We start from the raw sequence: 16,451 nt of genomic DNA on the forward strand, positions 1-16,451 counted from the left end.
ATGTCTAAACAGGTGCTTCAGTGAACTTATATTTACTTAAATTTCTGCTCTTTTGGTACGGGATATCCTCTATACTCAAAAATATTTTTAATTACGCCACATATCTTAAAAACTTCAGGAAGCGTGAAGATTACTATGAAACTCGGTTTCTTTGCTCATATACTGAGTACCATTGCGATCGCACTTGGTTCTACTGCCACTCTAATTCAACCTGGCTATACGCAGGATAATAAGTTTTACTGTGGGATGAGTGGAGGTGTTCCAGCAACACTAGTTCGGACTTCCAGAGGAAACATTCCAGTAATTCGCTGGGTTGACGATTCTTTTCCCCCACCTTGGACTCCCCAACAGCGCTGTGAAGAAATATCTGCCAGATTCCAACGTTTCTACGGCAATGGGACTCTAAATTTCGTCAGGGCAGGAAAACTCAGCAATCAACCTGTATTGTGTGTTGCCAGTTACAAAGGTGGTTCTTGTCTGCCTAACGGAGTGCTAGTAACATTGAAAGTCGGTACTAATGCCCCGCTGACACTACAAAGGTTATTAGATCGTCAAGGTTCGGGTGGCGGCAGACCAATTAACCTGAGCGGTGGCGATAGTAAAGAATTGTTCTCCTACTACCAAGAGGCGGCTTACCTGGATGTAACCAAGTTCATCTCTCAGGTAGAAAGTTCAGGGCAACGCGAATCCTGTCCAGCAGGAAAACCGGCTTGGGAATGTTGAGTAAATCGCAATCTGAACGAACATGGATTGGCGCTTAATGATGCTGATTGCCTGTATTGGCAGTTTATCTATTTCACCGCTAGGCTCAAAACCAAATGTTAGGGCTTTAGATACAAAAAGTTCAACCCAAGGCTCCGCCAAGCAAGTGCAACAACTAGCTGAGTTGATCGCTGTTAAAGTCCTATCAAAAGACTTTTTGGGATCGGGGATTCTGATTCACAAAAAAGGGTCGGTTTATCATGTGCTTACCAATGCCCACGTACTCAGGTCGGGTAACCCACCTTATCAGATTCAAACTCCTGATGGCTTAATCTATGCGGCTGATTTGTCCAAGATGAGCAATCGCTCTGTTCCTTTCTATTTTAAGGGTAACGATTTAGCTGTATTACAGTTTCGCAGTCCCAAAACTAGCTATACAGTTGCATCTCTCGGCCATGCATCAACTTTGAGTGTAGGAAATGAAGTTTTTGCTGCTGGGTTTCCGTTTGACAGCCAAGGCATCCAAGATACGGGGTTTGTTTTCCGCAGAGGTCAAGTTTCTCTAGTGCTAGACAAAGCCTTGGAGGGCGGGTATCGGATTGGGTATACCAATGATATTGTCAAAGGTATGAGTGGAGGCCCACTGCTAAATCGTGCAGGTCAGCTTGTGGCTATTAACGGGAGACATGCTGAACCTCTATGGGGTGAGCCATATATATATCAAGATGGAACACAACCCGAACCACCCCTGCTCAAACAGATGAGCAAGTATAGCTGGGGTATTCCAATTGAAGAGTTTATGCAGATGGTATCACCATCATTTACAAATAATTATTCTGATACAGATATTCAGGCAGAGGTAAGGCGATGAATTTTACTCGTAGTCTTTCGGCAATACTTGTTGGTGCAGCTGTGGTATTGCTGAAACCTCAAGTTGCCTTATCCTTAACTCCGGTAGAGGTTAACAATATTGCTCAAACAGTTACTGTTCGCATTGATGGAGATGGTGTCGGTTCTGGAGTAATTTTTGAACGCAAAGGTGAAACTTACTTCGTCCTCACCAATCGACATGTAGTGTCCAGAGACGGAAGATATGAGATTCATACCCAAGATGGTGGTAAGTATCCCGTTTACTACAGCAAAGAATTGCCGGGATTAGATTTGGCCGTGTTGCAATTCAACAGTAATAAAAGTTATCCGATCGCTAATTTAGGCAACTCTGACCAAATTAGAGAAGGAATGACGGTTTATGTGGTGGGTTGGGCCGACCGTTTACCAGGTATTGATGAACGCAGCTATCAATTTACTAATGGCAACATTCGCAGTCGCCTGAAAAACCCAGATGAAGGCTATGCCTTGGTTTACAATAACGAGGCGCTTCCTGGGATGAGTGGTGGCCCAGTGTTAGACGAGAATGGACGTTTAGTAGGGATTAATGGGCGAGCTACACAACCAGAAGAGAAGACAGGTACTGTTTTAAGGTTGGGAATTCCGATTAATACCTTTTTGGCAGCCAGAAATAATGTACAACCAGTAACAGCGAGTTCACCAACTCCGGCACCAAAACCAGGTGGTAAACCCAATATAGCTACAGCTGGACAATCAAATACTACAGAAAAACCAGCCCCTAAACGACAACAAAATGCTGAAGACTTCATCAGCTTGGGGGGGGCTAAAGCCGATAAAGGAGATTATAAAGGAGCGATCGCTAATTACAACCAAGCCTTGCAGATTAACCCCAACAATCCTGATGCTTACTATCGACGGGGTGCAGCTCACAATGAACTAAAAGATTACCCAGCAGCTTTTAAAGACTTTGAACAGGTAATTCGCCTCACTCCCAAAAATGCAATTGCTTATGCCTACCGAGGTTTTGTCCGCGCTCAACTAAAAGACTATCAGGGTTCGCTTGCCGATGCTGACAAAGCCATTAGCCTCAACAACGATCCCAAATCTCGTACTTCTGCTCTTAGCTACGCTGTCCGGGGTACAGCTAATTTAGGTTTAAATGACTATCAACAAGCGATCGCCGATATCGACCAAGTAATACAGCGACTACCTAACCAACCCGAACCTTACGGTTTACGGGGTATAGTACGCACGGTGCTGAAAGACTATAAACTAGCGATCGCCGATTATAATCAAGCACTGAGTTTTTTAGAGTTCTCCGGGATTGGGATTCGGCTCAATGACGAACAAAATCAGGGGCTAATAATTCAACAGGTTAACGACAACTCTCCGGCCTCAAAAGTGGGCGTGAAAGTTGGCGATCGGATTTTGGCAATTGATGGTAAACCCACTATCAAGATGAAAGTGGAAGATGCTACTAAGCTGATTCGCGGTGAGGAGGGTAGTACAATTACCTTGCGAATTAAACGCCAAGGTAGAAGTGACTTTGACCTCAAGGTAAACCGGATATTGATTAGCGATCCCAAAGCTGCGGAAATATACAAAAACCGGGCTATTGCCCGCGCTGGGTTGGAAGATAAACAAGGAGCGATCGCGGATTTGCAAAAAGCCGCAGATTTATATCAGAGGCAAGGAAAAACAGCAGAATCCCAAACTGTACTCAACTCTCTCAGAGAACTACAAAATATTCCATCAACTTCACAACCACCTACCCCATCAAATCAAGCAGAGCCTCAGACAATTATTGCCACTGCCAACGAGGCAATTGTACGAAATCCTAAAGATGCCAATGCCTACACTAGAAGGGCATCTGGGCGCTATCAGCAAGGAGACAAACAAAAAGCATTAGAGGATTTAAACCAAGCCACTCGCTTCAATCCCAAACATTCCCTAGCTTGGTTTTTTCGCGGTGGCGTGTTACAAGAATTGGGACGAAACGAAGAGGCGGTTACTTCCTATAACCGGGCAATTGAAGCTAACAGTGAATGGGGTAAGGCCAACGTTGCTGATGTGTATTTCAGCCGAGCAAATCTTTACTCCGATCGCGGAGACTATCGACGAGCGATCGCAGATTATAACCAAGTACTTCGCCTGAATCCCAAAAATGCTGTAGCCTATGCCTTACGAGGTTTGAATCACCAGCGTCGGGGAGACAATCAAGCAGCAATCAAGGATTTTAACTCCGCAGTTCAGATCGACCCTAATAATGCTGTTGCTTACTTCGCACGGGGTATTAGCTACCATTTCCAGGGAGACTATCAGGGGGCACTTGCTGCTTATGAAAAAGCAACTGTCCAGGATGCTAAATTAATAGCAGCTGTTAACAACCTGGGGCTAATCAAATATGAACTCCAAGATATTGAAGGAGCCATCCGTCAGTTTCAGGCTTCTATTAAGATTGACAGCAAATCCGCAGAACCTCAACTAGCCTTGGCAACAGCATTATATGTTAAAGGCGATGCCTCCGGCGAGCTACGCTTACGCGAACAAGCTCTAGAATTAGCACAAGCCGCTCTGCGCTTAGACAAAAGGTTTGCTGATTTAGACGTTCTCAAGAAAAATCTTTGGGGCGATCGCATCTTAGCAGACGTACAAAAGCTCCTACAGAATCCACAAATTCGAGCGTTACCATCTCGTCGCTAAATAGTGCTGATTACTGAGTTAGGAGTTAGAAATTAGGAGTTGGGAGTTAGGAGTTAGAAATTAGGAGTTGGGAGTTAAAATTTTCTCTCCCTGCTCCCGCTCTGTGCCGTTTTAGCAAATTAGTAAATTTCTAATAAATCAATCATTTGTTCAGCAGTTTTTAATAAATCATCATATTGACTTTCTTCGGCTGCATAAGTAATTATGTAGGCTTTGTTATTGCTTAAAGTCCAAACTGCTTTCCGTTTTATAGTATATTTATCTTCTTTACCGGAATAAACTACTTCATGCGCTGGGCGATTTGCTAGCTGAGTTAAACGTGATTTATCAATTTTTGCATCCGCCAGAAACTGCGTTATTTCATTAACTCTTGAGCTAGTATATTCATCCAATGAAATAGGTTGTTTTAAATCTTCAATTTCTACAGTCAGGTTGCTTTGATAAGGCTTGTCTACATTTTTTTGAGGTGACCAAAATCTAGCTACATCTGTTGTAGTTGTGTTGTTTTGTTCTATTTTTTCGATTGACCAAGTTTGAGGATATTTTATTTTAATTCCATAAGCAAGATTTTCGTAAATCAAGGAATTTGTTACAAGTGATGGCTCTTGTGAGGTTGAGCTAAATATTTGTTGTAATTTTGGAATCACCAGTACAGTCATAGAAAAGATGATCGCTAACACTGTCAAAGCTAGGGTGATTTTTTTAGTTTTTGACCACTGTTTATTATTTATAGTTAAGTTTGTCAGTGCTTGTAAAGCTGTAGGTGCTGACTGGTAGCGTTGACCAAAATGGTATTTCACCATCCGATCTAAAATGTCTGCTAGTTGAGGACTGACTTGGGCTTGGTTACGCCAAATAAATTCTAATGTTTTCGGGTCAATTGGTAGTTTGAGAGGGAAAATACCAGTCAGTGCTTGAATTCCAATCATTCCCACAGCGTAAATATCGCTGCAAAGTTGTGGCTGTCCGTTATATTGTTCGCTAGGCATATAACCAGGAGTGCCAACGGCCACTGTTCTTCCCTGATTATTAGCCATTAAGGTGCTGATTTCTTTTACTGCCCCAAAGTCAATTAAAAAAAGCTTGCCATCAGCAGTACGTCTGATTAAATTGGCAGGTTTGATATCGCGGTGAATAACGTTCTGTTGATGGACAAACTCTAATATTTTCAATATGTCCCATAAAAAAGCAATTACTTTCTCTTGACTCCATTGTTGACCAGGTTTTAATTCTGTGCTGAGGTCATCACCCTGTACGTATTCTTGAACTAAATAAAATTCTTGATTTTCTTCAAAGTGAGCCAACAGTCGCGGTATTTGCTCGTGGTTGCCTAACCGATAAAGAACATCCGCTTCCGTATCGAATAACCGCATTGCTTGTTGCAAAGCTTGCGGGTTAGTAAATTGAGGCTTGAACTGCTTGACTACGCAATGAGGATTGCGAGGTAAATCCATATCTTCAGCCAGATAAGTCTCCCCAAACCCTCCCTGTCCTAATTTTCTGACGATTTTGTAGCGCCCTCGGAGCATTGTTCCTAGCATTAAATTCACCTAGGCTCTTGTCATGTACCACTCATCGAATGATTGATACTGATTTTCTCACAGAATTTAACATAGAGTCCAAAACTACAAGCTTTAGTCAGTTCAAGGGTGTATGATCAGGAACGAAAATAGGTTCTGGGTTGGAGTTGTGAGAGGTTATTTTCTAAAAATATTGTGTGCTTTTGATTACATTTAATCAATTGTTACTCGTTATATATGAGTAAAATATTGATTTTAGATTTCCAGCGGGTTTTTACTAAGCAATTCAATATAAAATCTAAAACTTAAAATCCAAAATAAACATGGCAGACCTAACTCCGAATTCTAGTTTTAGTTTGACACTGCGCTTGCAGATTCCCAATCGTGTAGGGATGTTAGCGTCAGTAACCCAGGCGATCGCAACCACTGGTGGTAATCTTGGTCAAATTGATTTAATCGAGCAAAGCCGCAAAGAATCTACCCGCGATATTACCGTTGATGCTGCTAGTACCGAACATGCTGAAACCATTGTGCAAGCAGTAAAAGCATTGCCAGACATCAAGTTACTCAGCGTCTACGATCGCACCTTTAATTTGCATCGTGGTGGCAAAATCAGCATTACTAGCAGAATTCCCTTAAAAAGTGTGTCTGATTTAGCAATGGCTTACACACCCGGAGTTGGTCGAATTTGTACTGCGATCGCTCAAGATCCAGAGGAAGTTTACAAGTTAACCATCAAACAAAATACTGTTGCCATTGTTACCGATGGTAGTGCCGTTTTGGGCTTGGGAAATCTCGGCCCAGCGGCTGCTCTCCCAGTCATGGAAGGCAAAGCAATGCTGTTCAAGGAATTTGCGGGGCTAGATGCTTTTCCGATTTGTCTGGCCACTCAAGATACAGAAGAAATTATCCAGACAGTCAAGAATATCGCTCCAGTTTTTGGGGGTGTGAATTTAGAGGATATCGCTGCACCTCGCTGCTTTGAGATTGAAAAGAGATTACGCCAAGAGTTAGATATCCCCGTTTTTCATGATGACCAGCATGGTACAGCAATTGTCACCTTGGCAGCATTGTTTAATTCCCTAAAACTGGTACATAAGTCAATGGCGGAAATCCGCATCGTGATTAATGGTGCTGGGGCGGCTGGAGTAGCGATCGCTCGGTTACTGCGGAAAGCTGGCGCAGAAAAAATCTGGATGTGCGACTCTAAAGGAATTATCTCTACCAGTCGCACCGATTTGACAGAAGAAAAACTCGAATTTGCCGTGAAAGCTCAGGGTACCTTAGCGGGTGCAATGCAAGGGGCAGATGTGTTTATTGGAGTCAGCGCACCGGGAGTTTTGACACCAGAAATGGTACATTCGATGGCGAAAGACGCAATTGTGTTTGCAATGGCGAATCCCATTCCAGAGATTCAGCCAGAATTAATCAGTAAAGATGTGGCTGTGATTGCTACCGGTCGCAGTGATTACCCGAATCAAATCAATAACGTTTTAGCTTTTCCTGGGGTATTCCGTGGTGCTTTAGATTGTCGGGCCCAGACAATTACCACCACAATGTACCTAGAAGCTGCAAGTGCGATCGCTTCTTTAGTCAAGCCTTCAGACTTGAATCGGGAACACATTATTCCTTCTGTCTTTGATGAGCGTGTCGTCACTGCTGTTGCTGCTGCTGTACAACAAGCCGCACGTCAAGAAGGTATCGCTCGGAATTAATTACCTAAAAGAATTACTCTTACGGGATGGGCATCTCACCCGTCCCTGAACTTTTAGGCTGCAATCAATTTGCGCTATGAACTGATGTTAAACAGATAAGAATTGATGCATGATTGGTGATTAGATGAGTTGGGGCTACCAATTTAGGAGCAAAGACACACATCTAAAACACCACTACTTTGTCAACTGTTTGCAATGAAGTATCAAGTTGGGGACGAGTTTTTACAAGAACTGCCACTGATTTTAGGGGGGCCAATCCTCAAACATACTGAGCCAGATTCAGTGACGGTATGGATGGCACTGAAACAGTCTTGTCAGGTAGAACTTAAGATTTATGACACAACAAATGATGGTAAAGCCCTAGGAAATTGTTTATTAGAGGGGAAACGCTCTACCGTTGCTCTGGGTAAGTATCTTCATGTAGTTGCGATCACGGCTTGGTCTACAGTTGGACATCACCTAACTAGCCATTGCATCTATGCATACGACCTCCAATTTACTGTTGCTGACCAAAGGCAAACTCTGCAACAAGCATTATGCTCAAACTCCTTTCCTACAGTCAGCATCAGCTACTTTGAGCATCAAAAACCAACCTTTGTTCTGCCGCCAAACCATCTTCAAGATTTGCAAATTATCCATGCTTCCTGCCGTAAACCTCATGGTCATGGGTTTGATGCACTGCCGATTCTTGACAGTTTGATTGAGGCTTCAGCTAATCAACCCCAACACCGCCCCCACCAGCTATTCCTTACCGGAGATCAAATTTACGGCGACGATGTAGCAGAACCATCCTTGTGGGTTGCCAGTACTCTTGGTGATGCCCTCTTGGGTTGGGAAGAACAACTTCCTGTGAATGGAGTGTACTGTACTCCCCAGCAGCTACCCCCCGGAGAGCGGGCTGATGTTGCGACAAATCAAGCAGGTTTGACCGCAGGATTACATAATAAATCTGAGAAAGTTAACAGTCATCTTTTCAGCCTGGGTGAGTACTACGCTACTTATTTACTAGCTTGGTCACCAGTGTGCTGGCCGGTTGCATTTCCCAAAGGACACCAAGTAATGCGCGATCGCCATGCTATCAAGGACTGGAATCGAGCAGTGCGGCATTTGCGCCAATTCATTTATACGCTTTGGAAAGTGCGCCGCGCCCTTGCCAATATTCCCATGTACACCATCTTTGATGACCATGATGTTAGTGATGACTGGAACTTAAACCAAGCTTGGTGTTTGCGAGTGCTGGGGCGTCCCTTGGGGCGAAGAATAGTCCAAAATGCATTATTAGCCTACACGGTTTTTCAAGGGTGGGGTAATACGCCAAAGCAATTTACAGAAGGTCAATCCGGTGAAAAGCTGTTGGCGGCTGCCCAAGCTTGGTCAGCTTCCCAAGGGAAGGATGCAAAGGCTGATCAGGCGATCGCTCGTTATGTAGGGATGCCAGCCAACGATCCCCACACAGATTTACCTATTTTAGTGCGAGACGGTTCAGTATTCATTTTGGATCGACATCCTGAAGCAATCACTTGGCACTACATAGTTCGGAGCAATTGCCATGAAGTAATCGTGTTGGATACACGCACTTGGCGGGGTTATCCAGCCGATCAAAAAGCGATCGCACCGCCGATGCTGCTGTGTCCAAAAGCTTTTGAGCAACAACTAGTTTTACCTTTACAAGAAATAACGGAACAAACTCAGATTCAAACTACGTTTGTGATTGCGCCCACAAATGTATTTGGATTACAAGTGATAGATTGGATTCATCACTGGCATTTGCAACGCGAAAAAGTTTTTTCAACCGATGTTGGAGATGCTTGGAACATCAATGTTGAAGCACTGGCGAAATTCCTAACCACCTTGTTTGAGGAACGTCAACAAGTCGTTATTCTATCCGGGGATATTCACTACAGTTCTGTTGCTCACTTATCTTATGCACGCACTCATTCCAAATTACAATCTGTCTTGGTGCAGTTAACCGCTAGTGCATTGAAGAATGAAGAGATTTTGACGCGGCTTATTCATACACGATTGAAAGATTGGCTACTACCAGAAAAGGTGCGACATTGGATAGGGTGGAGTAATCCACCCAATATGGTAGAAATTTCAGAGAAACAATTACACCATAATCGCCAGATGCTGACTAATTCTGACTGGCATTGTGTACTGGAGTGGATACCTCGAAATAGTGTTCAGACTTCTGCCTACACAGCAGATATATTATCGTTGATAGCTCCCTGGAAACGAGCCGATAACGCCAAATGGAAATGGTTACAACCCCTGATGTTTTGGAAATCTCGTTGTATTCAGGAGGGGCGAGAAGTAGTTGGATTTAATAATTTAGCTCTGGTTCACTTTGAGTTAGCAGATGGGAGTAGTTCTGGCAAAGTTATTCAAGATTTGTACTGGTTTTCTTCTTGGTATCCAACCCAAGTTGTTTATAGCCGTTTTGAGAGCCAGTTAACGCCCAATCAGTCATTGTTACGATGACAAGCTTTGCGATCATCGAAAAAAAACTCTGTTACCAAAATTGTTACGAGTGTGTTGTTGTTGGGTAGCTAATTTATCATGATATATAGTTAAACTCCTCACACCACACTGAAAGCCGTAAAACATCATGTTTTGCGGTTTTTCCCTTTTCAAGAATGAGATAGGGACGTTAACGCGATGTCTAAGACGGGCTACGCCTACGCAGTTTTCCTTCAGACATAACTTTGTGTCCACACTCTTGCGCTAAAGTTGCAAATGAACGTGCATCTAAAGCCAGGAGGAAAGAGTTGTGAAAGCAGTCTTGATGACAGCAGCTGGCAGTCCAGAAGTTCTGCAAGTACAGGAAGTGCCAAACCCTGCTGTCCCCGTAGGTAATACTGAACTTTTAGTGCGTTTGGTGGCGGCTGGCGTTAACCCCATTGACACTAAACTTCGTAGCCGGGGCACTTTCTACCCCGATCGCACGCCGACAATTTTAGGATGTGATGGTGCAGGTGTAGTCGAAGCGGTGGGTGCTAGTGTTCAGCGTTTTCGCCCAGGCGATGAGGTATATTTTTGCTATGGCGGCTTGGGCGCACACCAGGGTAATTATGCTGAATATACTGTTGTGGATGAGCGGTTTGTGGCACGTAAACCCGCGTCTATCTCCTTTGCCGAAGCAGCAGCAGCGCCCTTAGTGTTAATCACTGCCTGGGAAGCTTTATACGAACGGGGACGATTGGAACCTGGGGAACGGGTTTTCATTCATGCGGGTGCTGGTGGTGTCGGTCATGTAGCAATTCAATTGGCGAAACTCAAAGGTGCTACTGTTTCCACCACAGTCAGTTCTGAAGAAAAAGCTAATTTCGTCAAACAACTAGGTGCCGATCATGTAATTTTTTACAAACAAACAGACTTTGTGCAAGCGGTATTAGATTGGACAGGCGGCGAAGGCGTAGACTTGGCTTTTGATACCGTAGGCGGCGAAACCTTTCATAAAACCTTCCCCGCAGTGCGAGTATATGGCGATATTGTGACGATTCTCGAACCAGATGCCAATACTGTGTGGAAAACTGCTAGACTACGCAATCTCCGCATTGGGTTAGAATTAATGCTGACACCAGCATTGCTAGGATTAGAAGAAAGCCTCCAGCACCATGCAAAAATTCTCGAACAATGTGCTACCTGGATTGATGAAGGTAAATTAAAAATCCATGTTAGTCACAAATTTTCCTTGAAAGAAGCGGCTAAGGCGCACCAACTAATTGAAAGCGGTTCTGTGACGGGTAAAATTGTTCTACTGATTAGTGACGATTGATCGAACAATTTGCATAATTTATTTTTTAAACGCATAGGCGCTTCTCTACGAGACGCTACGCGAACGCCTTCCCGCAGGGTAGGTATGCAGAGGTTAAACGCAAAGGTACGCAAAGGTGTTTCTTGGTGCTACTCTACGCTTTCCTTCTCTGCGAGACGCTTTACGATTGCGTTCCTTTGCGTTTTATTAATTCTTCTCTTCTTCCCTCTACCAACGTGGGCAGCACAGACGCAACCAGAACGTACACCCTTAACTCTAGAATTATTACAAGAACGTCTACGCACACCGACACTCCGCGAAGGCAATTTGACGGTAGATTTGCAGAAGATGGTGATTGATTTGCGCCCAGAAAATACTAGCTTTCGTGATGCCTTTTACCAACTACTGCGAAAAGAACTAGGTGCAAAACCTCTAGGTTTAGACCTTAGCTATACTCTGATTTTAGGAGATTTTGTAGGCAGCGATTTGGGTTTAAGAACACCTTTATATGCCCAAGCGATCGCTGCGATTTTCACCGCCACCGAACAAAAAGAACTAGAGCGTTTGCGCTTCGTTTGTCTGGAGTCACTTACGAACTCCAAAGATTGTCGATCGCTTTTGGGAACAAAGTCAACTCCATCGAGTGAAATTTCCGTTTTTCGTGGTGTCTTGACACTGGTGCAAACTCGTTTCAATGGCGAAATGAAGTTCTCTAATACATTCTTTCTTCAGTCAGTGGATGCCCAAGGTGCGACTTTTCTCCAATCCACTAACTGGGCTGAAACTCGATTTGGTCGTCCCGTCAGCTTTAGCGGTGCTAAATTCAAGCAACCAAGCAATTTTCAGGGCAGTATTTTTTTTGAAAAAGCTAATTTTAAACAAACCCAATTTCAGGAACTCGCTGATTTTCAAGGCAGCATCTTTGAAAAGGTTGCCAACTTCAACCAAGCAAATTTTAAGCAATTGGCTAAATTCAATAGTGGACAGTGGCAAGAAAATGCTGATTTTTCTGATGTCCGCTTTGCAAATCAAGCCCAGTTTACTAAAGCAAATTTTAATCAGTTCCTCCTTTTAACAGAAGCTACTTTCGAGCAAGCTGTCATATTTCGAGAAGTGGAGTTTAATCAATCAGTAAATTTGCAAGGTGCAAGCATTCTCAATCAAGCAGATTTTAGCGATGCGAGGTTTTCTACAGAAGCTTGTTTAAGCGTACCTAGTTTAACTTTTAACTCTAACCAAGCAAAAATTTTAGGTAATCCTGGTCAGATTGGTAAGATGTTCTGCATCCCTACATTGCAAGGTAATCAAAACATCTTGCGGAATTTAGGACAAAATTTCCGTCAGCAACAACAAGTTGCCGATGCTAATGAACTGGAATACACAAAACAACAACTGCGATTAGTAGAAATGAGCCGCAGTTTGACGGCTACAAATATTAACAGTGCAACTGTTGCAAGTTTGATTAAACTGGGGTTTTCTGCAACTCAAGCCGAAGCGATCGCCCAGCGTCGTCTGATAAAATTATTTCGCAACAGTAGTGAGTTACTCACCTTAGCAGACATCGATTTAGAAAAATACACACAACTAAGCAATCGCTTAATTGTTGGTGAACCTCTTTCCATCGTTGGGTGGTTACTGCAAGCTTGGAGTTGCTTGGGATTGAGTGTACTGCTGTTGTTGAGTGGCTATGGTACGAATTTTTGGCTAGTCTTTGGCGTGGGAGGAGTTGCGATCGCTTATTTCGGCTTACTGTTTTGGTTAGTAGATCGCTATCGTCGGCTGCATCCTGTACCAATTATTCCTACATCTTATGAAACCATTTCGATATTAGTGAGTTTTAGCGTTTTAGAATTCTTGAGCTTACTAGCCATCTTTCGCAATGCTCAACAACCTTGGCTGACATTGGGGTGCCTTTTAATTATTATTGTCCCTGTCCCAATGGCTTTATTGATCCGACTTTACCAACAAGGTCGTTATCACAATTTAATGGACGTTTCTTACTTCACAGAAGACGGCACATTTCGCCAGTTACGATTGTTGATTGGACGTTTGCCAGTGATACCAAGGAATCAGACATTTCGGGAACGATATATGCCTCTGTTGTGCGATCGCCGTTGGAACTGGCTCAACTACTATGATTTTAGTCTCAACAACCTAGTTAAATTAGGATTTAACGACATTCGCTTGCGAGATGAACACCTACCAGGCATCATCTCTGCACTAGCTTGGTATCAATGGAGTTTGGGTTTAATTTACATCACTCTCGTTTTGTGGACACTTTCTCGCACAATTCCGGGATTGAATTTGCTGATTTATCTGAAATAATCCCTGCATCTGAACCTTATACCAGTGACTGCGCTATTTATTGCTATCAGCATAGCGGTATAATGTCGAACAAAAGTGATAGAACCCTAGATAAATGCAAATTAACTAAATATCTAAAAATTTGACAAATTCATCAAAAGATTGTTTATTGCAATATAGTATTTTACCTAAATTGAATTTTATTATACAAATATCTCAGTTAATTTCCTTAACTTATTGTCTAAAAACATCTACAACTTTGATAAAAATACCAAAATATTTTGCATTGCCCTTCAGAATGAAATCACATACATTGTTAATGTAAGTAGCATTAATTAAATAATAAATTATCTGCACTTAACTGCACTTAAAAAGATAACCAAATAATCTAATGGCTACTAACTAGTGTTGCTAACAATAAAGACAAGAAAAAAAAGTCCGCAGACTTAATTTTGTCTATTTTATGTTGCTATGCTAGCCAGATTTTTATCCCAAGAATAGGAGGCTTAATCCTAATGGCAGATTTGAATAATAGTGGTAGCGATAACTCCTCTACTAGTGGGAACAATCCGCTTAGAGATTCACCCTTCGGTCGTTTGAGTGAAGTTCTCAGTGATGAACAACTCACCAATCTATTCAGTGGTGTTGGAAATGGAGAAGGTGGCGGTAGCCCTATTGGCGGCGGTGCGGGTGGAGGTGGCAGTCAGCCTGCTTTACCCTATGGTGGTAATCCTTTCGCTGGCGACAATTTCTGGAATATCTTTGCAGGCGGTGTGAACCCATCCGCAGGCGGTGGTAATCCAGGTAGTGGCAGAGACCCTTTGACTGGTGCTGGTAGCCAGACTGGTACTATTAGCACAACTGAAATACCGGACGGGTTCAGTTTGAGGGTTACTATTGACAAGCTAATTGACTCAAGACTTGACAAGGAACTGGGTGGTGGACAAATCCCACCATTTGGTGGTGGTGGACAAATCCCACCATTTGGTGGTGGTGGACAAATCCCATCATTTGGTGGTAGTGGTCAAATCCCATCATTTGGCGGTGGTGGACAAATCCCATCATTTGGCGGTGGTGGACAAATCCCATCATTTGGTGGTGGTGGACAAATCCCATCATTTGGCGGTTGATAAATACCGTTCGCTTAATAGAATTCTTGCGAAAACTAACAGATAAATAGAGGAGAACAATAATGAGTTCTTCAGTACATAGTATCCTAGTACAGTTTGGCGCAAATAAACATACCATTCGATAAAACTGAGAAGCATGTATTATCGGTGATTTGCCTTCTGCATTCTTGTACTAGTTTGCTATTTTACGCCTTTTAACTCTTTACAGATAAGGATTTAAGCAATACTTTCTGTTAGTTTGACAGTAAAATGATTAAAGCCTTTATTTTAGAGATATTTTGGATTTAGCAAATTCATAATTGATATAACAGGTGCTGAAGAACTCATAATTTTTTAAGTAAAAATAGGAGGATTAGTGCCAATGGAAGCGTCTGCTATCAATCCCATTAGTGGTGAAGTTAGCCCCTTAAATGCAGGCGACGGTAGTAACCTGTATAGCGTTAGTTCCTTTGCTGCCAATAACAGTTTCTCTGCTGAAGGCAACCTATTGACAAGTGGTAGCAATCTATTGATAGGTAACGGTAATAATCCCATTCCAGGTGGCGGTATTAACCCGTTTGCAGGCGATAGTGGTAGTAAGCTTCAGCAATTAATATTTGATCGATTAAAGTTAATTTTGGGTGATAGCTTTTTTAAGGATATTGACAACACATTGGCGGGAGGTAGTAACCCGTTTGCAGGTAGTGATTATCCTATTGCGGGTGGCGCTAGCAATCCCTTTGCAGGTAACAGTAATCTTATTACAGGTGGCGCTAGCAATCCGTTTGCAGGTAACAGTAATCCTATTGCAGGTGCTGGAAATCTGCTTCAACAATCGCCTTTCGATCCATTGAAAGAAGTTCTTGGTAAGAATATACCCTTTAGTAATGCTGGGAATACATCTAATGCTGGTAGCCAAACCTTTAATGAGGGCAACGCACCGGTTGGTAATGGTAACAAGAACTTTGGTAATAATAACGCAACCATTGGTAATTTTAACTCGGATTATGGCAGTAATAGCGCAACCATTGGGAATGGGAACTGGAACTTTAATAATGAAAACACAACCATAGGTAATGGCAACTGGCTATTTGCAAAGAGTAACACAACCCTTGGTAACGGCAACTGGTATTGGGACAACGGAAGTAACAACGCAACATTAGGTAATGGTAATTGGCACTTTGACAGTAACAATACAACACTAGGTAACGGTAATTGGCATTTCGGTAGTGATAACGCAACGATTGGAAATGGTAACTGGGACTTCGGCAGTAATAACACAATTATTGGTAATGGTAACTGGGTTTTTACCAGTGGAAATGAAATTATTGGTAATGGCAATTGGTTAGTGGATAGTGAAAAAACAATAATTGGAAAAGTCAACAATACCAGCAATTTAGATTTATCCCTACAAGAAATTAAGACTGATGTTAACAATCTTATAGACTCTCTTATAGGTAAAATGGGTCAAAATTTTCTTGGGTTAACAGGAGATTTTGATGTATCAAGTAGCCAAACGTTTAACCGACTCATCTCTTCTAAAAGTGTTGGTATTAATGACACAAATATATCTAACGACATTGAGCAACTTTTGGCATCACTTAGCCCAATTCAAGGGAATATGATCGATTATCAGCCTGTGCAAAACCCTCAGTCTGTCCCAGAACCTGTTTCTTCAGTGTCATTGGTAGTAATTGGATTCGTATGTTTGCTGTTATCACTGTTTAAAAAACAACAACTAACGTAAATTTAATTCTTCTAACCTGATTGCGATCGCACTAAGTAAGTTGTG

At 42.6% G+C, this 16,451-nt stretch carries 10 protein-coding genes; 9 read left to right on the forward strand and 1 reads right to left on the reverse strand.

Annotated elements, in window-relative coordinates; genetic code table 11:
* The first annotated feature begins 135 nt into the window (after positions 1-135).
* The 3 genes from ACEYW6_RS14190 to ACEYW6_RS14200 are packed head-to-tail and all read left to right on the forward strand — an operon-like array spanning position 136 to position 4,254.
* Positions 136-723: a COP23 domain-containing protein gene (locus ACEYW6_RS14190; RefSeq protein WP_196512057.1), complete on the forward strand. Its 588-nt coding sequence runs from the start codon at positions 136-138 to the stop codon at positions 721-723.
* Between the two features lie 22 nt (positions 724-745).
* The gene (locus ACEYW6_RS14195; RefSeq protein WP_412980187.1) at positions 746-1,573 is read left to right on the forward strand and encodes a S1 family peptidase; all 828 of its coding nucleotides are present in this window, start codon (positions 746-748) and stop codon (positions 1,571-1,573) included.
* Positions 1,570-4,254, forward strand: coding sequence for a tetratricopeptide repeat protein (locus ACEYW6_RS14200; RefSeq protein ID WP_412980188.1), 2,685 nt, complete (start codon positions 1,570-1,572; stop codon positions 4,252-4,254). Before ACEYW6_RS14195 ends, ACEYW6_RS14200 begins: the two co-directional genes overlap by 4 nt.
* 119 nt (positions 4,255-4,373) lie before the next feature.
* On the opposite strand, the gene ACEYW6_RS14205 is transcribed toward ACEYW6_RS14200, so the two are convergent.
* Positions 4,374-5,795, reverse strand: a complete 1,422-nt coding sequence (locus tag ACEYW6_RS14205) for a protein kinase domain-containing protein (protein WP_412980189.1) — start codon at positions 5,793-5,795, stop codon at positions 4,374-4,376.
* A gap of 302 nt (positions 5,796-6,097) precedes the next feature.
* On the opposite strand from ACEYW6_RS14205, the gene ACEYW6_RS14210 reads away from it, so the two are divergent.
* The 6 genes from ACEYW6_RS14210 to ACEYW6_RS14235 all read left to right on the forward strand — a co-directional run bounded on the left by ACEYW6_RS14210 (position 6,098) and on the right by ACEYW6_RS14235 (position 16,406).
* A complete protein-coding gene (locus ACEYW6_RS14210; RefSeq protein ID WP_412980190.1) occupies positions 6,098-7,489 on the forward strand; it encodes a malic enzyme-like NAD(P)-binding protein in 1,392 nt (463 codons plus the stop codon).
* Positions 7,490-7,684: 195 nt separating this feature from the next.
* On the forward strand, positions 7,685-9,970 hold the full coding sequence (locus ACEYW6_RS14215; protein ID WP_412980191.1) for a PhoD-like phosphatase: 2,286 nt from the start codon (positions 7,685-7,687) through the stop codon (positions 9,968-9,970).
* Between the two features lie 289 nt (positions 9,971-10,259).
* Positions 10,260-11,267, forward strand: a complete 1,008-nt coding sequence (locus tag ACEYW6_RS14220) for a zinc-dependent alcohol dehydrogenase family protein (RefSeq protein ID WP_412980192.1) — start codon at positions 10,260-10,262, stop codon at positions 11,265-11,267.
* 84 nt (positions 11,268-11,351) lie between these two features.
* Positions 11,352-13,571, forward strand: coding sequence for a pentapeptide repeat-containing protein (locus tag ACEYW6_RS14225; RefSeq protein ID WP_412980193.1), 2,220 nt, complete (start codon positions 11,352-11,354; stop codon positions 13,569-13,571).
* Positions 13,572-14,065: 494 nt separating this feature from the next.
* A complete protein-coding gene (locus ACEYW6_RS14230) occupies positions 14,066-14,680 on the forward strand; it encodes a hypothetical protein (protein WP_412980194.1) in 615 nt (204 codons plus the stop codon).
* A gap of 361 nt (positions 14,681-15,041) precedes the next feature.
* Positions 15,042-16,406, forward strand: coding sequence for a hypothetical protein (locus tag ACEYW6_RS14235; protein ID WP_412980195.1), 1,365 nt, complete (start codon positions 15,042-15,044; stop codon positions 16,404-16,406).
* Positions 16,407-16,451 lie beyond the last annotated feature (45 nt).

It is taken from the genome of Nostoc sp. UIC 10607 (assembly GCF_047228265.1).
Taxonomy (GTDB): domain Bacteria; phylum Cyanobacteriota; class Cyanobacteriia; order Cyanobacteriales; family Nostocaceae; genus Nostoc; species Nostoc foliaceum_A.

Excerpts from the sequence above, each read along its gene's own strand:
- ACEYW6_RS14230 (WP_412980194.1), top strand. The coding sequence starts at position 14,066 with ATGGCAGATTTGAATAATAGTGGTAGCGATAACTCCTCTACTAGTGGG.
- ACEYW6_RS14200 (WP_412980188.1), top strand. The coding sequence starts at position 1,570 with ATGAATTTTACTCGTAGTCTTTCGGCAATACTTGTTGGTGCAGCTGTG.
- ACEYW6_RS14210 (WP_412980190.1), top strand. The coding sequence starts at position 6,098 with ATGGCAGACCTAACTCCGAATTCTAGTTTTAGTTTGACACTGCGCTTG.
- ACEYW6_RS14235 (WP_412980195.1), top strand. The coding sequence starts at position 15,042 with ATGGAAGCGTCTGCTATCAATCCCATTAGTGGTGAAGTTAGCCCCTTA.
- ACEYW6_RS14205 (WP_412980189.1), bottom strand. The coding sequence starts at position 5,795 with ATGCTAGGAACAATGCTCCGAGGGCGCTACAAAATCGTCAGAAAATTA.
- ACEYW6_RS14190 (WP_196512057.1), top strand. The coding sequence starts at position 136 with ATGAAACTCGGTTTCTTTGCTCATATACTGAGTACCATTGCGATCGCA.
- ACEYW6_RS14215 (WP_412980191.1), top strand. The coding sequence starts at position 7,685 with ATGAAGTATCAAGTTGGGGACGAGTTTTTACAAGAACTGCCACTGATT.
- ACEYW6_RS14225 (WP_412980193.1), top strand. The coding sequence starts at position 11,352 with ATGCAGAGGTTAAACGCAAAGGTACGCAAAGGTGTTTCTTGGTGCTAC.
- ACEYW6_RS14195 (WP_412980187.1), top strand. The coding sequence starts at position 746 with ATGGATTGGCGCTTAATGATGCTGATTGCCTGTATTGGCAGTTTATCT.